Origin of the sequence: Roseateles sp. DB2 (genome assembly GCF_051857535.1) — a bacterium.
GTDB lineage: Bacteria > Pseudomonadota > Gammaproteobacteria > Burkholderiales > Burkholderiaceae_C > Roseateles_B.
Window position 1 is genome coordinate 153,554 of the sequence record NZ_JBPZGY010000008.1, and the last position, 20,253, is coordinate 173,806.

The following is a 20,253-nucleotide window of genomic DNA, read 5'->3' on the forward strand; positions in this document are numbered from 1 at the left end:
TTCCAGGGCCTGTCCCGCCGGACGGGCCCGCCACGCCAACAAGGAAGCCGTGCCATGAGCTCGCCTCAGACACCCACGACCCACACTGACATCCCCCTGGGGAGCGAACTGACCCTGCGCGGCATCGTGCTGGGCATCCTCATCACCCTGGTTTTCACCGCCGCCAACGTCTATTTCGGCCTCAAGGCCGGCCTGACCTTCGCGACCTCCATCCCGGCCGCCGTGATCTCCATGGCCCTGCTGCGCCGTTTCGCGGGGAACTCCATCGGCGAGACCAATATCGTGCAGACCATCGCCTCCTCGGCGGGCACGCTGTCCTCCATCATCTTCGTGCTGCCCGGCCTGGTGATGATCGGCTGGTGGACAGGCTTCCCCTACTGGGTCTCGGTCACCATCTGCGCCCTGGGCGGCGTGCTGGGCGTGATGTACTCCATCCCCCTGCGCCGCGCCCTGGTCACCAACTCGCCCCTGCCCTATCCGGAAGGCGTGGCCTGTGCCGAGGTGCTCAAGGTAGGCCATGCCGACGGCGAAGCCGCCGGTGAGAGCAGCCGCCAAGGCCTGCGCGCCATCGTGATGGGCTCCCTGGTGTCGGCAGGCTTCGCGGTGGTGATCGCCACCAAGGTCTTCGCCGACAAGATCGCCGACTACTTCCGCCTGCCCAACAATCCCAACAGCGCCAGCGGCTTCGACTTCAACCTCAGCTTTGCCCTGCTGGCCGTGGGCCATCTGGTGGGCCTGTGGGTGGGCCTGGCCATCCTGGTCGGCGCGCTGATCGCCTGGGGTGGCGCCGTGCCCTACCTGACCGGCCTGGTGGAATCCTCCGGCCCCGCACAGGACATCGCCCGTGCCGTCTGGAGCAAGCAGGTGCGGTTCCTGGGTGCCGGCGCCATCGGCGTGGCAGCCATCTGGACCCTGGTGAAGCTGGCCCGCCCGGTCTTCGACGGCCTGCATGGCGCACTGATGGCCAACAAGGTCCGCAAGTCCGGCCAGGCCGCCAGCCTGCCGCGCACCGAGCGCGACATCCCCATCGGCACCGTGGGCCTGATCACCGCGGCCTGCCTGCTGCCCATCGGCTTCCTGCTGTCGCACTTCATCGGCGGCGCCGGCCTGGGCGACCACATGGCCTTGCTGGTCGTCGGTGGCCTGGTCTATGTGGTGTTGATGAGCTTCTTCGTGGCTGCCGTGTGCGGTTACATGGCCGGCCTGATCGGCTCCTCGAACAGTCCGCTGTCGGGCGTGGGCATCCTGGTGGTGCTGGGCATCGCTCTGCTGCTGGCCTTTGTCGTCAAGCCCCTGCTGCCGCCCACGGCCGGCCAGGCGCTGGTGGCCTTTGCGCTCTTCGTGACCGCCGTGGTGTTTGCCGTGGCCACCATCTCCAACGACAACCTCCAGGACCTGAAGACCGGCCAACTGGTGGACGCCACCCCCTGGCGCCAGCAGGTGGCTCTGATCATCGGCGTGCTGGCCGGCGCCGTGGTGATCCCGCCGGTGCTGGACCTGCTGAACAAGGCCTACGGCTTTGCCGGTGCACCCGGGGCCAATCCTGAGACGGCGCTGGCTGCCCCGCAGGCCGCACTGATCTCGGCCCTGGCCAAGGGCGTGATCCAGGGCGATCTGAACTGGAACCTGATCGGCATCGGCGCCCTGATCGGCGTCACCGCCATCGTGGTGGACGAGTTCCTCAAGCGCTCCAGCTCGGGCAAGGTCTACCTGCCTCCCCTGGCCATCGGCCTGGGCATCTACCTGCCGCTCAACAGCACGCTGATGATCGTGGTGGGCGCCCTTGCCGGCTGGTACTTTGACCGCCGTGCCGACCGCAGCGCCAAGCCCGAAGCCACCAAGCAGCTGGGCGTGCTGCTGGCCTCCGGCATGATCGTGGGCGAGAGCCTGATCGGCGTGATCCTGGCCGCCATCGTCGTGTTCTCCGGCCAGGGCGAGCCTCTGGCCCTGGTGGGCGACAGCTTCCACACCGCCAGCAAGTGGCTGGGCGGCCTGGCCTTCGCGGGCCTGGGCATCCTGCTGTACCGCCGCCTGCTGGGCATGAACGCCAAGGCCTGACAGGCCTGCCGGCAACGGGCCTCCCGGCAATAGGCCTGCCGGCATGCACATGGGCGCCCCGCGGGGCGCCCTTTGTCGTTCATGGGGTGGCTCAGGCCCTGAGCCTTTGCCGCCAGCGCCTACTCGCTGGCGCCGCCGGACATGGCGGCCGGATCCATCCAGAGCGCGGCCCACATGTGGCCGTCGGGGTCGGCCAGATCGCGGGTGACCATGAAGCCGTGGTCCTCCATCGGGTTCACATCGGCCGTGCCACCGTGCGCTGCGGCCGCCGCGTTCATCGCATCGACCGCGGCGCGGCTCTCCAGCAGCAGCGAGAGCATGTGGCCGGCGCTGCCGGGCGCTGGAAAAGGCCGCTGGGTGAAGGTGCGCCACTTGGCATGCGAGACGAGCATCACGCTGATGGCTTCGCTCCAGACCATGCAGGCCCCGCTGTCGTCGCTCATCTGCGGCTTGCGGGTGAAGCCCAGGGCTTCGTAGAAGGTGATGGACCGCGGGACGTCGGCCACGGGCAGGCTGATGAAGAGGGACTTGGGCATGAGAGGCTCCTGGGGTGGGTGAGGCCCGCGAGCGGGGCTTCTCTGGTACGACGAACGGGACGGCGTGGATTCGACAGGCGGTGCCAGACACAAGCGCCCGGCACCATCGTGCGGCAGGCGGCGCTCGCTCGGCAAGCCCTGACCGCAGCCAGGCCGCGTCGATGCTAGATTCAGCCGCGCCAGATCCCCTCCTGACAACCCGCTTCCCGACCGCCGCATGATCGTTCCCGACCACTGGGCCGAGGCCCGCCGCCAGCACCGCCACCGCCGTCGCCAGGTCACCGTCCGCCGCTTCGGCTGGTCAGACAGCAGCGAGGCAGAGGCCCAGGCCATGGCCGATCGCCGGGCCGACGAGGCGCTGCAGCAGATCCTGGCCGGCCAGCCGCTGGCCCGCCTGGAGCGCCTGGCGGCCTACAACGGCGCCGAGGGCCTGCCCATCCGCGAGGAGGTGCTCGCCCGGCATGGCGAGGAGGTCATCACCCGCAATGCCTACGGCGCCCGCTGCCTGAACTCGCCCTGCGCGCTCTTCGCCGACATCGACTTCAGCGACGCCCCGCGCGGCCGCCACGTCCTGATCGCCCTGCTGCTGCTGACCCTGCTGAGCGCGGCCCTTGGCGTGGCCGCCGGCAGTGCGCCGCTGGGCGGCGGGCTGTGGGTCCTGTCGCTCCTGGCGGCCCGCCCGCTCGTGGCCTGGCTGCAGCGCCTGGCCCTGCTCGCCAAGGGCGGGCACGAGCGTGTGGCAATGCAGCGCATCCAGCGTTTCCTGGCAGTGCATCCGGTGTGGAACCTGCGCGTCTACCGCACCCCGGGCGGCCTGCGCCTGCTGGCCACGCATGCGCCCTTCGAGGCCACCGCCCCCGAGGTGGCCGCGTTCTTCAGCGCCGTGGGCGCCGACCCGGTCTACGTCCGCATGTGCCGCCACCAGCGCTGCTTCCGCGCCCGCCTGTCCGCCAAGCCCTGGCGCATCGGCATCGGTCAGCACATGCGCCCGCGCCCGGGCGTGTGGCCGGTGCGCCCCTCGCAGCTGCCCAGGCGCCAGGCCTGGGTGGCCGCCTACGAACAGGCCGCCGCGGGCTACGCCGCCTGCCAGTTCCAGACTGCGGTGGGCTCGGGGCAGGTGCATCCGCGGCTGCGCGGGGTCATCGAACTGCATGACCGGGAGGCGCGGGCGGGAGCGCGGGGGATGGGGGTGGCGTGAGGGCAGGCGCCGGACAGACCTGAACCAAAGACGGCAATCTGCCGGTGACGGGATCGGGATCGGGATCGGGCTTCTATGGTCTGCATGCAGCAGGCACCGATGCGCGCGCCAGGATGCACTAGTTGGTTGACCAGCCCCAGCGCTTGAGCACCTCGGCAAGCGATGCACGCACGCGAGCTTGTCCCGGTTGATGAAAGAAGCCAAAGAAGTGCGGCGCACCTTCGATCGCCACCAGTTCAACCGCATTGCCGGCCGAGCCATAGGCAGTCACGAAGCGCTTCATATCGTCGAACGGGCAGTATTCGTCCTCTGTCCCGTGAAACGCAATCAGCGGCGGCTGACCGCTGCTCACCTGGGCCATCGGGGAGAAGCGCTCAGGCGGCGCTACACGCTCAACCTGGCGACGGAACCAGCCGTCCTTGCGAGGGTTCAGGGGGTCCGGACAGCCACCAAGACTGACGACGGCGGCCGGGTAATGCTTGACGGACGGCGATCGACCCTTCTCTGCTTCGGGATCCAGGCCATGAGTCGCCAGCATCAAGGCCAGCACGGCCCCTGAAGAGAACCCGGCAACGCCCACGCGCTGAGGGTCCACGCGCAGGCGGGCCGCATTCTTCTGAAGCCATTCGTAGGCCAGACTGGCATCACTCAGCTGCTCCAGAGGCCCGGTGTCGAATCTGGTGCTGGTCCGCAAATCAAGGGCAAGTACCAGAACGCCCTGCTCCTGCAGCGCGGCGCTGATGACGGGTGAATGCCACCACTGCCCCTCTGTGAAGGATCCGCCGTGCAGCCACAGCATGGCCGGGCGCAGGGCCGCCGTTGCTGCAGCCCCCCGCGGCTCGAGCACGTGCACCCGCAAATCGACCCCTTGCCATTCCCGCAACACGGCGCTTTCATGGCAGCACTCCCGGGCGCGGTTGGCGTCGATTGCCGCTTGAATCCGAGCGAGGTCAGCGGCAGGCGGGGCCATTGCGCGCCATTGTTCGACTACGCCATCAATCCCCTGGCTGCCGTTGTCGTCGACATACTCTGCGAGCATCCGGCCCATGAGTTCGCGCTGATGGATGCGCGGCAGGCCTGAACGATGGAGCGCAGCGACCTCTGCGCGCAACCAACGTGCGTCACCCCGACGCAGCGATGGATCCTTCTGCATGAGGGCTCGCGCGTCTTCATGCAGCCATGCTCGCCAGAATGCCTGGACCTCTGCCAGCGGCCACCAAGCCGGGTCGTGCAGGGGCAAGTCACGCAGCAGCTGTGGCAGCATGGGGTCGGCTTGCAATGCACCAGGGGCAGGCGCGTCACGCCAGTGGAAATACGGGTACATCACGCGGCCTTGCGCCCAGACGAAACGCTGGCGAACTCGCTCCCGCTCTGGCGCATCCCTCAGGCGCGACAAATCCTCATTGAGCAGCGCCTGCCACTGCGCAGCGAAGGCCGCATGCCGCAGCGGGGTCAGCATCGCAAACGCGCGCATGCTCAATGCGGGCGGCTGCGGCGGCTCCGATTGCTGAGCGCGTGCCGTCAGTGACAGGCCTAGCAAGGCCACCATGACAACGCCCGCCAGCGCGCCTGCCTTGTTCCTCTGTTGCTCATGCCTCATGCCGGCTCCCTGCCCCGTTTGGAATCTCGTACCGATGCAAAGATGAAGTTCATATCACCCCTTGCGCAAGCCTGGCCGCGCCATCAGCACCTTGCAGCCAGCCCCCAGGCTCTGGATCCAGGCGCGAGCGCCGTGGCGTTCAGAGACCCTGAGCCGCGTGCGCAATAGGCGCCGACTGAGCCGGTGTGTTTCGGGGTGATGTTATCGGCATCGGTCCATCTGCCAGGACTTGCCTGGCGCCATGAAGCCCGGGCCTATGGCTTCGTCGCGCCGCCCCTTGATGGCGAGCGAGCTGGTGGAAGCAGCAGCGGAACGGGGAGCGCTCACCTCAACACCATCCCAAACCGATCGAAGCGCGGCGTCCAGAAGCCCTCGATATCCGCCGAGGCCAGGATGTGATGCGCCCGCCCGATCACCGCCTCTCGCGGCACGAGGCCGATGTAGCGGGAGTCGGCGCTGTTGTCGCGGTTGTCACCCAGCACCAGCAGCTGGCCAGGCGGCACGGTGAGGGGCTCGAAACTGGAGCGGGCATGCACGCCGTCCAGCCACTGCACCTGCCTGATCTGGCCGCCCACGCGCTCCTGCACGCGGCGGGCGGGCCAGTCGCCGATGCCGGGCACGGGCTCGCGCACCGGGGTCTCGTTCTCGTAGGCGGCCGCCTCGCCGTTGATGTAGAGGCGCTCGTCGCGCATCTCGACCAGGTCCCCACCCACGGCCACCACGCGCTTGATCAGGCGGGTGCCGTCCTTGGGGGAGCTGAAGGTGATGATGTCCCCGCGCTGCGGATCCCCCAGGCGGGCCAGCACGATCTGGCTCAGCGGCAGCTTGAAGTCGTAGGCCAGGCGGTTGACCAGCACCACGTCACCCTCCAGCAGATTGGGCCGCATGGAGCCGGTGGGGATGGGGTTCCAGTCCGCGATGGCCGTGCGAAAGAAGCCGAAGCACAGCAGGAAGATCAGGAAGCCGCGGTTCTCACGCAGCCATTGCATCACGGGTTTCTTCATGGGCCTCTCCTGGTGTCCGGGCCTAAGCATCGCGGGGCGGACTTAGCAAGGTCTTAAGCGACGCCAATGCCGGCCGCCCGAGGCCTTCAGCAACGGAAGCTCGCCCGCGCCGGCCGTGGCAGCGCTCGCGCCAGCGGATGCTCGGCGCCAGCGGCATCGACCACGGCCTGGTGCAACCCCTCCAGATCAGCCAGCATCAGCGGCAGCCAGAAGCTGCGACGCTCGCCGTCGAGCCGGATGCGCAGATGCGGGAAGTGCAGCAAGTAGGCGGGCTCGACGGCGCGGACATGCGCCCAGGGCAGCGTCTGCCAGCGGCCGCGGGCATCGAAGGTATGCAAGCCCTGCGGCCCCACACGGAAGCGGAAGGCATGCACCGGCCCGCACATCACCAGCGCCATCAGCAGGCCCATGGCCACATGCAGGAGCAGGTCGGGGCGCTGAATGGGCTGGCCGGTCCACGCCGACTTCGCCACCAGCACAGTCCCGATGCCGGCCATGCACAGCGAGAGCTGGGCGCGCCACATCGGCCAGAAGGCATAGCGGAAGCTGCGGTAGTGAGATGGGGTCACGGGTGAAGATGACTGAGGCGGCGGCAGGGCGAAGGCGGCCGCAGCGCCTCTTGCAGGACGCGGCCGGGCCGCCATTCTGTCAGCGCAGGCGCAACACCAGATCCAGGGTCACCCCGATGTCGTCCTGCACTGCCAGCATCCCGCCCAGCAGGCTCAGGGGCTGGATGCCGAAGTCGGTGAGCCGCAGGGCCATCTGACCCTGTACGCGCAAGACCTGACCCTCTGCCGAGGGCGCCATGGCCAGCGCCAGCGGCAAGCGCCAGCGGCGCTGCTGGCCATGCCAGTCGATCTCGACCTCGGCCAGCACCTGCGCGCCCTCGCCGCGCAGCATCGCTGACTGCACGCGCAGCCAGGGGTGGCGGGCCGCATCGAGCATGGCCGGGCCGAGCAAGTTGGCGCGGGTCCCGGCGATGGCCTGGGCATCCGGCCGGGACGCGAAGGCGGGCCCGAGCTGGGCGCGCCGTGCGGGCTCGTCCAGCGCCACGTCCTCCAGGCGCAGGGCCAGCGCGAAGCGCGTGTGGGCGAGCTGCGCGGGGCTGAGCCGGGTCGGGTCCGGGGCATCAGCCGGCAGCTGCAGCCAGCCCTGCAGGCGGGGCGCCGTGAGGACGTGGTTGTGGCCCAGGCCGGCCAGCGCCCCTTGCCGGAAGGCCAGCACCTGCAGCAGCGAGGCGGCGGGGTCGATGCGCCACAGCAGGCCCTCGGCCGGCTCCGGCGTGGGGCCAGCCGAGGGCTGGGGCTCAGGTGGGGCATGGGCCGGGGCATGGGCCGGGGTATCAGGTCGGGTATCAGGCCGGGCCCCGGGCGCAGCCGCCGATGCGGCCGCGGCGCGCTGCGAGTCCGCGGGCCCATTGGTGCCGGCACAGGCGGCCAGCAGCAGCGCGGTGGCGCTGCCCAGCAGGGCGCGCCGACGGAGGCTCAACGCGCGGCCTTCCAGGCCTCGGCCGCCTTCATCATGGCCTCCACGTGGCCGTCGGCGCTGAGCTTGGCGTGCACCGCGGCAATGCGGCCCGGCGGCACGATGAAGTAGGAGATGCGGTCCGCCGTGTCCGGCATCATGAGCAGCTTGGCGTCGTAGGCCTTCATGACCTTGGCGCCCGCATCCGCCGCGACGGCGAACTGCTTGCGGCAGGCCTCCACGCTGAAGCGCTTGAGGGTGGCGATGTCGTCATTGGAGATGCCGATCACCGTCACGCCCAGGGCCTGGAATTTGGGCGTGGCCTCGGCGAACTGGTGCGCCTCCACGGTGCAGCCGCTGGTGAAGGCCTTGGGATAGAAGTACAGCACCACGGGGCCCTTCTTGAGTGCCTCGGCCAGCTGGAAGCGGTAGGGCTCGCCGGCCAGGGCGGCATCGGCGCTGAAGTCGGGGGCGGCGTCGCCGGGCTTGAGGGCGGCGTGCGCGGGCAGCACCGCAGCCAGGCCCAGCAGGGCCGTCAGCAGGAAAGAAGCAGAAGCGCGCATGACCGTTCCTTGAGGCATCAAAGGTCTGCATCATGCCCACGAGGCAAGCCCTCTGCCAGGCCTCGGCTATTTGGCGATCACGCCAGCGCCCGCAACCACCCCTCCTGCACCCACTGCTGCAGGCAGCCCACCAGCCGCGCAGCGGCCTCGGCCTCGCCCCATTGCGCAGCAGCAAGCTCGCCCAGGCGGGTCCAGTCGGCGCCCTCGAACACGGCGGCGACCAGCGCGCCCTCCTCGGCCTCCAGCGAGCGCCAGCGCGTCTCCAGTTGCGGGCGCCAGGCCAGCAGCCGGTGATCCAGAGGCTCGGGGGCGGGCAGCTCGGGCTCGTCCGCCGCCTCACCGTCCTCCCGCTGCTGCGCATGGCGGGCCAGCACGGCCCAGGCAGGCTCCACGGCCCAGGCCAGCGGCAGGCAGCAGGCGCTGGCGCGGGGCTGCAGGCGCAGGGCTGGCCAGTCCTGCGGGGCCAGTTGTTGCAGGGTTTCGAAGGCCAGCGCCTCGTCCTCGGCCGCATCGAAGACGCCGCGCAGGGCCCAGTCCATGCGGGCGACGTCGATGAAGGCGGGGTGGGCCGGCGCCGTCTCAGTGGCCATGAAGTCGGACAGGGCGTCGCCGTACCAGCGAATGGAGGCGAAGGCGGAGGGCCGGGCCTGCACATAGGCGGCGGCCAGGGCGTCAAAGTCTTCGTCGCCCATCACCTGGGCCAGCACGGGGTAGTTGTCCCGCAGGGCGGCGATCAGCCGGGCGCGGTAGGCATGGCGGTAGACGGCCAGGCCGCGCGCCGAGGCCGCTTCCAGCAGGCCTCCGGCCTCGGCGGGCGACGCGTCCAGCAGCAGGGCCTGCATCTGGCGCTGGGTGGCCAGCAGCGGCGCGCTCATGCGGCCTCCTGCCAGCCGGCCAGCACGCGGCGTGCAAGCTGCCGCGCCAGGTCCAGCTCCTGCAGCAGCTCGGGCAGCGGCGGGATGTGGTCGTCGCGCTCGATCATGGTGGGCAGGGGGCCCAGGCGCTGCAGGGTGTAGGCATAGAGCTGCCAGACGGCATCGCAGACGGGGTGGTCGTGGGTATCGATGAGCAGGTCGCCCTGGTCCTCGTGGCCGGCCAGGTGGATCTGGCGGATGCGGTCGGCAGGCAGGGCGTCGATGAAGGCGCGCGCATCGAAGCCGTGGTTGCGGCTGGAGACGTAGACGTTGTTGACGTCCAGCAGCAGCATCGCGCCGCTGCGCCTGAGCAGCTCGGCGATGAAGGCGGCCTCGCCCATTTCGTCCTGGGCATAGCGCACATAGCTGGAGACGTTCTCCAGCACCAGGGGCCGGCCCAGCAGGGTCTGGACCTCGTCGATGCGCGGCAGCAGGTGGCGCAGCGTGGCCTCGGTGTAGGGCAGGGGCAGCAGGTCGTGCAGGCGGCGGTGGTCCACGCCGCCCCAGCAGAGGTGGTCGGACACCCAGCCCGGCTCGATGCGATCGGCCAGGGCGCGCAGCGCGTGAAGGTAGCTGCGGTCCAGCGGATCGGCACTGCCGATGGACAGGGACACGCCATGCATCACCACGGGGTAGTCGCGGCGCAGGCGTTCCAGGTGGTGCAGGGGCTTGCCGCCCGGCACCAGGTAGTTCTCGGAAATGATCTCCAGCCACTGCGGACGCAGCGCCGGGTCCAGGGGCTCGCAGAGGGCCTGGTAGTGCTCGACGCGCAAGCCCAGGCCGAAGCCTTCGACGGGGCGTGAATTCATGGAGGTATTCGGTGGACAGGGCCGGCCGCCGCCCCTGACCGCAGGCGGCCGCACCGACCCCGTCAGTGCGGACGAGGGCTTACTTCTGGACGGTGCCGCCGGCCTTCTTGCACTCGGCTTCGGACTTCTTGACCCAGCCCTGGCCCTTGCAGCTGTTGTGGCCCTTGCAGTCGTTCTTGGCCGTCTTGCACTCGGACGTGCCCTTGCAGCTGTTGACGCCGGCGCACTTCACCATGCCGTCGTCTGCAGGCGCAGCGGCCTGCGCGGGCAGCGTGGCGGCGGCGAACAGGGCGGCGGCGGCGGCGGCGACGGACAGGCCGGTCTTGAGGCTTTGTTGCATGTGATTCTCCTGAGTTGCTCTGTGTTGAGATGGGTAGGAGACCCGGCGCGGCGGCCGGGGCCGTTCGCGATGGATCTGCGGGTCTGTCGCGCACGGCTCCGCGAACTTACACCCCCGCCGCCGAAAAAGATGTAACAAGCGGGCCTCACTGCGCCCCGGCGCGGCCGGCACGCCGCGCGCCGCGCTGCGCAAGGTCCAGACGGCCTAAAGTAGCGGCACGCTGCCGGAGAACGCGATGCTGAACACCGAAAGCCCGCCTCCCCAGGCCCCCGCCCTGGACCTGTGCCCGACACCCCAGCTGCTGGCCTGGCTCGTGGACGACCAGCAGCAGGCCCTGGCCGCCGTGCAGGCCGCCCGGCCGCAGCTGCTGGCCGCGGTGGAGGCCGCCCTGCCCCGCCTGCGCCGGGGCGGTCGGCTGGTCTATGTCGGCGCCGGCAGCTCGGGTCGCCTGGGCGTGCTGGACAGCGTGGTGCTGACGCCCACCTTCAGCTGGCCGCGCGAGCGCGCCCTGGGTCTGATGGCGGGCGGCCCGCGGGCCATGTTCGAGGCCATGGAAGGCGCCGAGGACGACGAGGCCGCAGGCCGCCGCGAGCTGCAGGCCCTGGCCCCCACGACGGACGATGTGGTGATCGCCCTGGCCGCCTCGGGCAGCACGCCCTATGTGCTGGGTGCCGTGGCCGCGGCACGCGAGGCCGGCGCCCTGAGCCTGGGCATCGCCAACAACGCCGGCACCCCCCTGCTGGCGCAGGCGGACCTCGGCATCCTGCTGGACACCGGCCCCGAGCTGATCGCCGGCAGCACGCGACTCAAGGCGGGCACGGCACAGAAGATCGCGCTCAACACCCTCTCCAGCGCCCTGATGGTGGGCCTGCACCGGGTGCATGGCTGCTGGATGGTGGACATGCGGGCCGCCAATGCCAAGCTGCGCCGCCGCGCCCTGGCCCTGGCCGAGCGCCTGGGGCGGGCCACGCCCGACGCCGCGCAGGCCGCGCTGCAGGTCTGCGAAGGCGAGCTCAAGCCGACGATCCTGATGCTGCGCGCCGGCCTGGGGGCCGCCGACGCCCGCGCGCTGCTGGCCCGCTGCGAGGGCCATCTGCGGCGGGCGCTGGAGGCTGCGGGGATTCAGGAGGACCAGGCCGCGCTTGCAGGCAAGACCTGACCCCCTGTCACAACCGCGCGTTCAGCGGCCCTGGCCACGCTGCCGCCGGACCACGCCGCCCATCAGCAGCAGGGTGCTCAGCGCCAGGGCCAGGGAGGCGGGCTCGGGCACGGTCTTGAGGCCCTGGGGCTGGTAGACCGAGCCCTTGAGGTCCGCGTCGCTGATGCCGAAGACGTAGAAGTTGTTGGTGCCAGCCACCTCGGGCAGGAAGTCGTTGTCATTGGCCACCCACAGCGTGTGCAGCAGCTGGCCCTTCCAGACCAGGTCCTCGCCCCAGCTGAGGCCCTCGATCTTGGCGGGCACGGTCTCGGCCGTGATGCCGACGCCAGCACCGATCAGCGTGGCCGCGACGTCCAGAAAGAGGCTCTTCTTCACGGCGAAGCTGCGCAGGTCGCCCTTCCTGCCACTGATGTCCGTGGCGCCGGCCAGGTCGATCTTGAACAGCTTCTTGGTCTTGGCGGCGCTGCCGTCGCCCAGGCCGGCGCCGTCACGCTCGTCCAGGATGAACTCGTGGTCGTTGAGGGCCAGGATCTCGCTGACGCCGCTGCCCTCGGTGAGCTGGTAGGCGTACTGGCGGGTCGTGCCACTGGCCACGTCGATGGTGACGATGCGGATGACCTTGTTGCTGTCCTGCAGAAGCGGGGCCTGCATCACACCGACCAGGGTCTTGCCGTCGGGCGTCAGGGCCAGGCCCTCCATGCCCTTGTTGGCCACGCGGCCGCTGCTGTTGACGGGCTTGTCCTCGGCGGCCGTGGTGGTGCCCAGCACCTTCACACCCAGCTCGGCCGGCAGGGCGTAGCTGCGCAGGCGCTGGCCCGTGGCGCGGTCGAACTGGTAGACGTAGGGGCCGTATTCATCGCTGATGAAGACGCTCTTGCCGTCGTTGGAGACGCGCGCGCCTTCGGGGTCCAGGCGGGCGTTGTCCGGGTTCAGTGAGGACTTGGCCGGGTCGAAGCCGTCCGAGCGGCCGGTGAAGTACTGGCGCGTGGCCGTGTTCTGGGCCGGGGCACCGTTGGGCAGGCCGTAGGCCGCGCCCGAACCGTAGTTCAGCGCCGTGGGGCTGGACAGCAGGGTGGTGCGCTGCAGCGTGGGTGTCAGCGTGAAGGGCAAGGCGCCGCCGGCCGAGGCCTTCAGGTCCATCTGCAGGGTGTGGAAGCGGCTGATGTAGGAGGCGGTGTTGTCCACGGCCGGGTTGTAGACGGTGGCATTGGGGCCGCGGTCCGGCAGGGCGATGAAGGTGCTGCCGCCGGCCCAGGCCAGGGCCGAGCCCATGCCGCCCAGCACATCGGCGGGCAGGCCGTTCTCCAGGGTGCCGGTGAGGCCGGACTTGTCATGCAGGCCCGACAGCGAGCCGACGGCCAGCAGCGGCGCGGCCGTGGCGGCGGCGGGCAGGGCCAGGCTCAGGCTCAGGACCAGGGCGCGGGAGGAGGGAATGGGCAGAGGACGGGACATGGCAAGACTCCAGGCAGGACCAGCCCGGCATCTTTGTGAAGCCCGGTGACAGCGCCGTGAAGCGCAGCGCCGGGCATCCCCCGTGTTCACGGGACAGGGTCAACCCGCCCGGGCCCGGTCAGCCGCCGAAGACCTTCTTGAGCAGGGCCGATCCCGTGCCCACCGGGTCGCGGCGGATCTGCCGCTCTTCCTCGCCGATCATGAGGAAGAGCCCGTCCAGGGCGCGGCGGGTGACGTACTGCTGGATGTTGGCGTCGTCCTGCTTCACCAGGCCCAGGCCGGCGGCCTTGCCGGCCACGGCGTTGTACTTGTCGGCCAGGGCCTGCTTCTCGGTCGCGCGAGTCACGATGGGCAGGAAACGTTCGGTCAGGGGCGCGCGGGTCTTGGCGGCGAAGAACTGGGTGACGGAATCGTCTCCGCCCTTCACGATCTTCAGCGCGTCTTCCACGCTCATGTTCCGGGCGGCATTGACCAGCAGCACGCGCGCCTCGGGCACGGCGGCCTCGGCGGCGCGGTTCATGGCCGTCAGCAGCTCGTCCAGCTTGTGGCCCTGGCCGGTGGCCTTGAGCAGGCGGGCGGCGCCTTTGAGCGAGTCCGGCAGCTCGATGCGCACGCGCTCATCACCCAGGAAGCCGTCCTTGCGCCCCAACTGGGCCACCGCAGCCTGCGCGCCCCGCTCCAGGGCGGCTCGGATGCCGGTGGCGGCCTCGCTCTCCCCCAGGGCCCAGGCGGGCAGGGACAGTGCCAGAGGCGAGGCGATCAGGACGGCGCGGCGGTTCAGCATGGGGCAACTCCTTCGGTGCAGGGGCCCATGCTACTGCGCATGGCCCGGCCTCGCTCGGTGGGGTCAGGTCTTGCCTGCGCGCAGCTTGAGCAGCTCCTGGCTCAGCCAGGCCTTGCTCTCGACCGGCGCGGCCGCGGCGCAGCGCACGAGGTAGGGCTTGCCGCTCATGCTGCTGCTGCTGGCGGCCTGCTGAATGAAGTCTTCGCTGCGCTTGAGACTGGCGTCGTGCGACTCCAGGTAGTCCAGCTTCTTGAGCAGGTGGCTGCGGGCCTCGGCACCGCTGTACCAGTTGCCGTTGCGGTTGAACTCGCAGCCGGAGTCCTGCAGGCGCTGCAGCAGGCTGAGGATCTCGGTGCGCACGGCAGGCGCGGTGGGCGCGGCCTGGGCGGTGCCCAGGCTCAGCAGAAGGAGCAGGGTGTAGGCGATCTTCATGCCGCCATCATCGCGCATGGCGCACCGTGCTCAGGAGAAGCGCCCGCGGAAGGCCCTGCGGCGCTGCTCGCGGCGGGACTTGCGCTCGAAGACATCGCAGGCATCGCAGCAGTCGCAGGTGTCGCCCAGGTCACAGGCATCACCGCCACCTGCGCCGGGCAGGTCGCAGCCGCCGCAGTCGCAGTCGCAGTCGCCGCGCTGCAGGGCCGGCGGACGGTGCTGCGAACGGGGCTGCGGATGCGCCTGCGCATGCACCGCCGCACAGCGCGCCAGGCGCTCGCGCAGCAGCCACAGCCCCGTCCAGCTGCCCTTCCAGCGGATGGCACGAAAGCCCAGGCCCGAACAGCCCGCGCCGCCGCAATGCAGGCGGTAGGCACAGCCGTAGCCCTTGCGCGGCGAGAGATGGCGCTGGTAGAGGCGGATCAGGGCCAGCAGCAGTGGGCGCATGGGCTCAACCGTGCACGAAGACATCGAGGGCACCGTGCAGATCGACGGCGGTGCCCTTGAGCCCCCGGAGGCCAGGCAGCCGCAGGCTCAGGGCATCGAGTGAGCCAAAGGGCTGGAGCGATGGGATCTGCAGCATGGGCAGAGGATCAGCGCTGGACGGTGGCCAGGCGCAGGGCCAGGCCGGCGAACACCAGCGCCGCGCAGCGGTTGAGCCCGCGCTGCAGGCCCGGCGAACGGCGCAGACGCTCGCCCAGCAGGCCGGCGGCCCAGGCGATGCTGCCGAAGGCGATCAGGGTCGCCAGGATGAAGACGGCGCCCAGCACCGCCAGCTGCAGGGCCACGGGGCCGCGCTCGGCGGCCACGAACTGCGGCAGCAGGGCGAAGAAGAAGAGCAGCACCTTGGGATTGCTGAGGTTCATCACGATGCCGCGCCGGTACAGCGCCGACAAGGCTTGCGCGGGGGCCTGCGCCGCACCCGGCAGCGCGGCGGCGGGTGCCCGCCAGGCGCCCCAGGCCAGGTAGAGCAGGTAGGCCGCGCCGGCCGCCTTCATCAGCGTGAAGGCCAGGGGCGAGGCCGCCAGCAGCGCCGCCAGGCCCAGGGCCACGGCCGCCGTGTGCACCACGATGCCCGTGCACAGGCCCAGCACCACGACCAGGCCGGCCCGCCGGCCCTGAGTGGCGGACTGCATCAGCACGAAGAGGTTGTCAGGCCCGGGCGTGAAACCCAGGACCAGGGCGGTGGCCAGGAAGGCCAGCAGGGTGTCGAAGGAGGGCATGGACGGCAGAGCTCAGCGCGCAAGGCCGGCATCATCGCACTCCGCTCGGCCGGGATGGCGCATGGGCTGGAAGGCTACGCCGTGGACCTGCTGCACCGGGCCTTCGGCGACAAAGCCAAAGCGCGCGTAGACCGGCATCGCGGGCAGCGAGGCATTGACGGTGAAGGGCCCGCGGTGCCCGGCCTGGCTTGCCCCGTCCTGGAGGACCTGCCACAGGCGCCGGGACAGGCCCTGGCCTTGCCAGGCCGGCGCCACGAACAGGTGGAAGAGATGGCTGGTGTCACGGCTGGCGATGAAGCCGGCCAGCGCGCCGCCGTCGGCCTCCAGCAGCCAGAAGCGGAAGCGGGGGTCGGCCAGGTAGCCGGCCTCGGCGGACGCGGACACGGAGGCCAGGAAGGGCTCGGTGCCCGCACCGTCAGGCGATAGAAAGAAGGCCGGCGCGAGTTCGACAATGAGGGCGCTGATGGCGGCCGCATCGCCCGCCTGGCCGGTGCGCAGCAGGAGGGTCGTCATGGCTGCCAGCTTGCCAGAGTCCAGCCGCCCGCCCGCATGCCTAGGGTCACGTCAGGCGTAAAAAAGGGCTGCCGAAGCAGCCCTCTCCTCGCCTCAGGTCCGGCTTACCAGACCTTGCAGCGCTCCGCGGCCGGCTTGACCATGGCCTGGCCCGGCTTGCAGGCGAAGGCCTTCTCGAACTCGGGCATGTTCACCGCCACGCCGTTGATGCGGTAGCGGCCCGGCGAGTGCGGGTCGGTGGCGGCATGCACACGGGCGGCCTCGGGCCGGGTGTCGCTGCAGTCCCACTGGGCGAAGCCCACGAAGAAGCGCTGCTCCGGCGTCAGGCCGTCGACCGTGGGCAGCTGCTTGCCCGCGATCTGGGTCTGCCAGGCGGCCCAGGCCAGGACCAGGCCGCCGAGGTCGGCCAGGTCTTCGCCCAGGGTCAGCTTGCTGTTGATCTTGATGTCGTCGATGACCTTGTACTGGGCGTACTGCTTGGAGACGCAGGCGGCGCGCTGCTCGAAGGCCTTGGCGTCCTTCTTGGTCCACCAGTCCTTGAGGTTGCCCTTGGCGTCGAACTGCCGGCCTTCGTCATCGAAGCCGTGGACCAGCTCGTGGCCGATGGTGCCGCCGGTGTTGCCGTAGTTGGGCGCATCGTCCATGCGGGCGTCATACAGCGGGGGCTGCAGCACGCCGGCGGGGAAGTTGATGTCGTTCATCTGGGCGTTGTAGTAGGCGTTCACCGTCTGCGGCGTCATGCCCCACTCGCCACGGTCCAGGGGCTGGCCGATCTTGCCCAGATCGCGGCGGCGCTCGAAGGCCTGGCCGCGCATCACATTGCCCACGAAGTCCTCGCGCAGCACCGCATAGCGGCCGTAGTCACGCCACTGGTCGGGGTAGCCGACCTTGTTGACGATGCTGTGCAGCTTCTCCATGGCGCGCTGCTTGGTCTCTTCGCTCATCCAGGGCAGGGCCTGGATGGCCTTGCCCATCTCGGCCTCGATTTGCTCCGTCATGCGGATGGTGGCGGCCTTGAGCTCGGGGCTGAAGTTGCGGGCCACGAATTCCTGGCCCAGGGCCTCGCCCAGTTGACCGTCGACCAGGGTCACGCACTGCTTCCAGCGCGCCTGCTGCTTGGGCACACCGCGCAGGGTCTTGGAGAAGAAGTCGAAGTTCGCGTCGACGAAGTCCGGGCCCAGGTAGGGCGCCATGCTGCTGGCCAACTGCCAGCGCAGCATCGTGCGGATGTCGGCCACCGGCAGGCGCTTCCACTGCTGGCCCAGGGCCTTGTAGAAGGCGGGCTCGGTGACGTTGAACTCCTGCTGCGGGGCCAGGTCTTGCGCGCTCTGGTAGGCAGCGAAGTCGAAGTCGGGGATCAGTGCCTGCAGCTGCTTGTCCGTGTAGCGGTGGAAGCTCTTGTAGGGGTCGCGCTTGTCGACCACGCTCAGCGAGGCCCGCGCCAGCGCGGTCTCGACCGCCAGCACCAGGCGCGCGTTGGCCGCGGCCTTGGGCGCGGCGTCGCCCAGCAGCTCGAAGACGCGGGCCACATGGGCCTGGAACTTGGCGCGCAGCTCGCGGCTCTTGGCATCGGTCTTGAGGTAGTAGTCGCGCTCGGGCAGGCTCAGGCCGCCCGTGGCCGCGAAAGCGATCTGGCGCGTGCTGTCCGCGAAGTCCTGGCCGGAGCCGAAGCTGAAGAAGAGGCGGTTGTTGTGGGTGTTCTGGTGCAGGGCGGCCAGCACGAAGGGCAGCTCGGACTTGTCCTTCAGGCCTTCGATGCGGCGCATCAGCGGCTTGAGCGCGGCCAGGCCGTTCTTCGCGACGGCGGCCTCGTCCATGCAGGCGGCGAAGTAGTCGCCGATCTTGGTCTGGGACTCGCTGCGGGTCTCGCCGGGCGCTGCGGGCTGGGCCAGCTTCTCCAGGATGCCCCAGAGGTAGCGCTGGTTGTCATTGGCCGCCTTGGCATAGACGGACCAGCGGGCCTGGTCGTCCGGGATGGGGTTGTTCTTGTTCCAGCCGCCGCAGGCGTACTGGTAGAGGTCCTCGCAGGGATCCACCGTGCGGTCCATGGCCGAGAGGTCCAGGCTGGGCGTGTAGGGCAGGCTCTGCAGCGGCTGTTCGGCGGGCTTGGCGTCCTGCGCATGGGCGAGGCTGGCCAGGGCGAGGGCGGTGCCCAGGGCGCTGAGGCGCCAGGCGGTCTTGCGGGCAGTCTTCATGGTCTGGAAAGCGTGTCTTCGTGAAGGCCCGCATTGTGGCGCCAGGACCCGCTCCCTGCCGCTCGTCAGGGCCCCGTCGGGGATCGGGCCTTTCCCCAATGCACAAGCTGCAACAATGCGGGCCGATGAGTGCCGCCCACTTCACCCGCTTCACCCACGCCACCCGTTCCCTGCCCCTGCTGGCCTGCCTGCTGCTGGGCGCATGCGCCACCGGCCCGCGCGGCCTGCAGATCGACGACAGCTTCCCCTCCAGCAACCAGGACAGCCGCGCCCAGCTGCTGATCCTGCACTACACGGTGGGCAATTTCGAGAGCGCGCTCAAGACCCTCACCCAGCCCAATCCCGGCGGCGGCGAGGTCTCGGCCCACTACCTGGTGCGCGACGAACCCGTGCGCACCTACCGCCTGGTGGACGAGTCCCGCCGCGCCTGGCATGCAGGCCTGAGCCGCTGGAAGAGCTGGGGCAATGTCAACGCGGCCTCCATCGGCATCGAGATCGTCAACCCCGGCCGCGTGGACACCCCCGACGGCCCGCGCTACGCCCCCTACCCGCAGGCCCAGATCGACGAGGTGATCCGCCTGTGCCAGGACATCGTCGCCCGCCACCGCATCCGCCCCGACCGCATCCTGGGGCACAGCGATGTGCAGCCGCTGAGCAAGCAGGACCCCGGCCCCGCCTTCCCATGGAAGCAGCTGTGGGCCGCCGGCCTCATCCCCTGGCCGGACGAGGCCCTGGCGGCCAGCCTGCGACCGCAGTACGAGCAGGCCCTGCCCGAGGCCGCCTGGTTCCAGCAGAAGCTGGCCCAGCACGGCTTCGGCCTCGCGCAGAGCGGCCTCTGGGACATCGAGACCCGCAAGGTGCTGGCCGCCTTCCAGATGAAGTACCGCCCCGATCGCCACGACGGCGAGGCCGATGCCGAGACCGCCGCCCTGCTGGACGTCGTCACCCGCCGCGACGGCCTGCGCATGAAGGACGGCAGCCTGCCGCGCTGAAGCCTGCCCATGCCTGCCCTGCTGCGCCGCCTGCTGACCCTGCTGCCCACCCTGCTGGGCGTGAGCCTGGTCTCCTTCGGCCTGATCCGCCTCGTGCCGGGCGATCCGGTGGAGGTGATGATGGGCGAGCGCGCCCTGGACGCGGCCACGCATGCCCAGCTGCTGCACCAGCTGGGGCTGGACGCGCCCTGGCCCGTGCAGTACGGCCGCTACCTGCTGCAGCTGCTGCAGGGCGACCTCGGGCGAAGCCTGGTCAGCCACGAGCCGGTGGCGCAGGAGTTCCTGGCCCTCTTCCCCGCCACGGTGGAGCTGGCCGCGGCCGCCCTGCTGCTGGCCCTGGTGCTGGGCCTGGCCCTGGGCCTGGCGGCCAGCCTCAGGCGCGGCTCCTGGCTGGACCAGGGGGTGATGGGGCTGGCCACGCTGGGCTACTCCATGCCGGTGTTCTGGTGGGGCCTGATCCTCATCATGACCTTCTCCGTGGGCCTGGCCTGGACGCCGGTGACGGGGCGCATCGCCGTCGAGTACGAGGTCGCCCGCGTGACGGGCTTCATGCTCATCGACGCCGCCCTGCACCCCGAGCCCGGCGCCTGGCGCTCGGCCCTGCTTCACCTGCTGCTGCCGGCCCTGGTGCTGGGCACCTCCAGCACCGCGGTGATCGCCCGCATGACGCGCTCCAGCATGCTGGAGGTGCTGCAGGAGGACTACATCCGCACCGCTCGCGCCAAGGGCCTCTCCACGGCCCGCGTGGTGCTGGGCCATGCCCTGCGCAATGCCCTGGTGCCGGTGCTGACCGTGGTGGGCCTGCAGACCGGCAGCCTGCTGGCCGGCGCGGTGCTCACCGAGACCATCTTCTCCTGGCCCGGCGTGGGCAAATGGCTGATCGACGCCATCGGCCGGCGGGACTACCCCGTGGTGCAGGCAGGCATCCTGATCTCCGCCCTGACCTTCATGGCGGTGAACCTGGCGGTGGACCTGCTCTACGGCGTCGTCAACCCGCGGATGCGTGCGCGCTGAAGC

The 20,253-nt window shown here is 70.3% G+C and carries 21 protein-coding genes; 5 read left to right on the top strand and 16 right to left on the bottom strand.

All coding sequences use genetic code 11. From position 1 onward, the window contains the following. Positions 1-54 precede the first annotated feature (54 nt). Positions 55-2,058 carry an OPT family oligopeptide transporter gene (locus ACS5PK_RS14160; RefSeq protein ID WP_439440899.1) on the top strand — a complete coding sequence of 668 codons (2,004 nt, stop codon included), beginning with the start codon at positions 55-57 and terminating at the stop codon, positions 2,056-2,058. Positions 2,059-2,177: 119 nt separating this feature from the next. Here ACS5PK_RS14160 and ACS5PK_RS14165 read toward each other — a convergent pair whose 3' ends face one another. Then, positions 2,178-2,594 (bottom strand): VOC family protein, encoded by a 417-nt coding sequence (locus ACS5PK_RS14165; RefSeq protein WP_439440900.1) that lies wholly within the window; start codon positions 2,592-2,594, stop codon positions 2,178-2,180. A gap of 217 nt (positions 2,595-2,811) precedes the next feature. Between ACS5PK_RS14165 and ACS5PK_RS14170 the strand changes: the two genes are divergently transcribed. Then, a complete protein-coding gene (locus tag ACS5PK_RS14170; protein WP_439440901.1) occupies positions 2,812-3,792 on the top strand; it encodes a hypothetical protein in 981 nt (326 codons plus the stop codon). Between the two features lie 118 nt (positions 3,793-3,910). Here the strand turns inward: ACS5PK_RS14170 and ACS5PK_RS14175 are convergent, their stop codons facing one another. From ACS5PK_RS14175 to bufA2, 8 genes are all read right to left on the bottom strand, one after another. Then, on the bottom strand, positions 3,911-5,392 hold the full coding sequence (locus ACS5PK_RS14175; protein ID WP_439440902.1) for an alpha/beta hydrolase fold domain-containing protein: 1,482 nt from the start codon (positions 5,390-5,392) through the stop codon (positions 3,911-3,913). Between the two features lie 323 nt (positions 5,393-5,715). Further along, complete coding sequence (gene lepB / locus ACS5PK_RS14180; RefSeq protein ID WP_439440903.1) at positions 5,716-6,396, bottom strand: signal peptidase I; 681 nt, start codon at positions 6,394-6,396, stop codon at positions 5,716-5,718. 86 nt (positions 6,397-6,482) lie between these two features. Next, entirely contained in the window at positions 6,483-6,965 is a 483-nt protein-coding gene (locus tag ACS5PK_RS14185; RefSeq protein WP_439440904.1) for a hypothetical protein, read from the bottom strand. Positions 6,966-7,044: 79 nt separating this feature from the next. Further along, complete coding sequence (locus ACS5PK_RS14190; RefSeq protein WP_439440905.1) at positions 7,045-7,884, bottom strand: YceI family protein; 840 nt, start codon at positions 7,882-7,884, stop codon at positions 7,045-7,047. Continuing rightward, positions 7,881-8,423, bottom strand: coding sequence for a peroxiredoxin (locus ACS5PK_RS14195; RefSeq protein ID WP_439440906.1), 543 nt, complete (start codon positions 8,421-8,423; stop codon positions 7,881-7,883). The genes ACS5PK_RS14190 and ACS5PK_RS14195 overlap by 4 nt, the downstream gene beginning before the upstream one ends. A 77-nt stretch (positions 8,424-8,500) precedes the next feature. After that, positions 8,501-9,298, bottom strand: coding sequence for an HvfC/BufC family peptide modification chaperone (locus tag ACS5PK_RS14200; protein WP_439440907.1), 798 nt, complete (start codon positions 9,296-9,298; stop codon positions 8,501-8,503). Next, positions 9,295-10,146: an MNIO family bufferin maturase gene (gene bufB, locus ACS5PK_RS14205; RefSeq protein WP_439440908.1), complete on the bottom strand. Its 852-nt coding sequence runs from the start codon at positions 10,144-10,146 to the stop codon at positions 9,295-9,297. Before bufB ends, ACS5PK_RS14200 begins: the two co-directional genes overlap by 4 nt. 79 nt (positions 10,147-10,225) lie before the next feature. Next, positions 10,226-10,486 (bottom strand): BufA2 family periplasmic bufferin-type metallophore, encoded by a 261-nt coding sequence (gene bufA2 / locus ACS5PK_RS14210; RefSeq protein ID WP_439440909.1) that lies wholly within the window; start codon positions 10,484-10,486, stop codon positions 10,226-10,228. Between the two features lie 235 nt (positions 10,487-10,721). On the opposite strand from bufA2, the gene ACS5PK_RS14215 reads away from it, so the two are divergent. Next, complete coding sequence (locus tag ACS5PK_RS14215; protein ID WP_439440910.1) at positions 10,722-11,645, top strand: N-acetylmuramic acid 6-phosphate etherase; 924 nt, start codon at positions 10,722-10,724, stop codon at positions 11,643-11,645. Between the two features lie 21 nt (positions 11,646-11,666). Here the strand turns inward: ACS5PK_RS14215 and ACS5PK_RS14220 are convergent, their stop codons facing one another. From ACS5PK_RS14220 to ACS5PK_RS14250, 7 genes are all read right to left on the bottom strand, one after another. Beyond that, on the bottom strand, positions 11,667-13,097 hold the full coding sequence (locus ACS5PK_RS14220; RefSeq protein WP_439440911.1) for an esterase-like activity of phytase family protein: 1,431 nt from the start codon (positions 13,095-13,097) through the stop codon (positions 11,667-11,669). 118 nt (positions 13,098-13,215) lie between these two features. Further along, complete coding sequence (locus ACS5PK_RS14225) at positions 13,216-13,881, bottom strand: DUF4197 domain-containing protein (protein ID WP_439440912.1); 666 nt, start codon at positions 13,879-13,881, stop codon at positions 13,216-13,218. A gap of 63 nt (positions 13,882-13,944) precedes the next feature. Further along, positions 13,945-14,313 (bottom strand): DUF5329 family protein, encoded by a 369-nt coding sequence (locus ACS5PK_RS14230; RefSeq protein WP_439440913.1) that lies wholly within the window; start codon positions 14,311-14,313, stop codon positions 13,945-13,947. A gap of 30 nt (positions 14,314-14,343) precedes the next feature. Next, the gene (gene yidD, locus ACS5PK_RS14235; RefSeq protein WP_439440914.1) at positions 14,344-14,760 is read right to left on the bottom strand and encodes a membrane protein insertion efficiency factor YidD; all 417 of its coding nucleotides are present in this window, start codon (positions 14,758-14,760) and stop codon (positions 14,344-14,346) included. 146 nt (positions 14,761-14,906) lie between these two features. Further along, positions 14,907-15,536, bottom strand: coding sequence for a LysE family translocator (locus ACS5PK_RS14240; protein ID WP_439440915.1), 630 nt, complete (start codon positions 15,534-15,536; stop codon positions 14,907-14,909). A gap of 12 nt (positions 15,537-15,548) precedes the next feature. Next, positions 15,549-16,049, bottom strand: a complete 501-nt coding sequence (locus tag ACS5PK_RS14245) for a GNAT family N-acetyltransferase (RefSeq protein ID WP_439440916.1) — start codon at positions 16,047-16,049, stop codon at positions 15,549-15,551. A gap of 104 nt (positions 16,050-16,153) precedes the next feature. Continuing rightward, complete coding sequence (locus ACS5PK_RS14250; RefSeq protein ID WP_439440917.1) at positions 16,154-18,244, bottom strand: M13 family metallopeptidase; 2,091 nt, start codon at positions 18,242-18,244, stop codon at positions 16,154-16,156. A 125-nt stretch (positions 18,245-18,369) separates the two neighbouring features. Between ACS5PK_RS14250 and ACS5PK_RS14255 the strand changes: the two genes are divergently transcribed. Further along, entirely contained in the window at positions 18,370-19,236 is an 867-nt protein-coding gene (locus tag ACS5PK_RS14255; RefSeq protein WP_439440918.1) for an N-acetylmuramoyl-L-alanine amidase, read from the top strand. A 9-nt stretch (positions 19,237-19,245) separates the two neighbouring features. After that, positions 19,246-20,250, top strand: a complete 1,005-nt coding sequence (locus ACS5PK_RS14260; RefSeq protein ID WP_439440919.1) for an ABC transporter permease subunit — start codon at positions 19,246-19,248, stop codon at positions 20,248-20,250. The last annotated feature ends 3 nt before the right edge of the window (positions 20,251-20,253 follow it).

Bases quoted from the DNA above. Each gene is read 5' to 3' on its own strand.
- ACS5PK_RS14160 (WP_439440899.1), top strand. From the start codon at position 55: ATGAGCTCGCCTCAGACACCCACGACCCACACTGACATCCCCCTGGGG.
- ACS5PK_RS14165 (WP_439440900.1), bottom strand. From the start codon at position 2,594: ATGCCCAAGTCCCTCTTCATCAGCCTGCCCGTGGCCGACGTCCCGCGG.
- ACS5PK_RS14170 (WP_439440901.1), top strand. From the start codon at position 2,812: ATGATCGTTCCCGACCACTGGGCCGAGGCCCGCCGCCAGCACCGCCAC.
- ACS5PK_RS14175 (WP_439440902.1), bottom strand. From the start codon at position 5,392: ATGAGGCATGAGCAACAGAGGAACAAGGCAGGCGCGCTGGCGGGCGTT.
- lepB (WP_439440903.1), bottom strand. From the start codon at position 6,396: ATGAAGAAACCCGTGATGCAATGGCTGCGTGAGAACCGCGGCTTCCTG.
- ACS5PK_RS14195 (WP_439440906.1), bottom strand. From the start codon at position 8,423: ATGCGCGCTTCTGCTTCTTTCCTGCTGACGGCCCTGCTGGGCCTGGCT.
- ACS5PK_RS14200 (WP_439440907.1), bottom strand. From the start codon at position 9,298: ATGAGCGCGCCGCTGCTGGCCACCCAGCGCCAGATGCAGGCCCTGCTG.
- bufB (WP_439440908.1), bottom strand. From the start codon at position 10,146: ATGAATTCACGCCCCGTCGAAGGCTTCGGCCTGGGCTTGCGCGTCGAG.
- bufA2 (WP_439440909.1), bottom strand. From the start codon at position 10,486: ATGCAACAAAGCCTCAAGACCGGCCTGTCCGTCGCCGCCGCCGCCGCC.
- ACS5PK_RS14215 (WP_439440910.1), top strand. From the start codon at position 10,722: ATGCTGAACACCGAAAGCCCGCCTCCCCAGGCCCCCGCCCTGGACCTG.
- ACS5PK_RS14220 (WP_439440911.1), bottom strand. From the start codon at position 13,097: ATGTCCCGTCCTCTGCCCATTCCCTCCTCCCGCGCCCTGGTCCTGAGC.
- ACS5PK_RS14225 (WP_439440912.1), bottom strand. From the start codon at position 13,881: ATGCTGAACCGCCGCGCCGTCCTGATCGCCTCGCCTCTGGCACTGTCC.
- ACS5PK_RS14230 (WP_439440913.1), bottom strand. From the start codon at position 14,313: ATGAAGATCGCCTACACCCTGCTCCTTCTGCTGAGCCTGGGCACCGCC.
- yidD (WP_439440914.1), bottom strand. From the start codon at position 14,760: ATGCGCCCACTGCTGCTGGCCCTGATCCGCCTCTACCAGCGCCATCTC.
- ACS5PK_RS14240 (WP_439440915.1), bottom strand. From the start codon at position 15,536: ATGCCCTCCTTCGACACCCTGCTGGCCTTCCTGGCCACCGCCCTGGTC.
- ACS5PK_RS14245 (WP_439440916.1), bottom strand. From the start codon at position 16,049: ATGACGACCCTCCTGCTGCGCACCGGCCAGGCGGGCGATGCGGCCGCC.
- ACS5PK_RS14250 (WP_439440917.1), bottom strand. From the start codon at position 18,244: ATGAAGACTGCCCGCAAGACCGCCTGGCGCCTCAGCGCCCTGGGCACC.
- ACS5PK_RS14255 (WP_439440918.1), top strand. From the start codon at position 18,370: ATGAGTGCCGCCCACTTCACCCGCTTCACCCACGCCACCCGTTCCCTG.
- ACS5PK_RS14260 (WP_439440919.1), top strand. From the start codon at position 19,246: ATGCCTGCCCTGCTGCGCCGCCTGCTGACCCTGCTGCCCACCCTGCTG.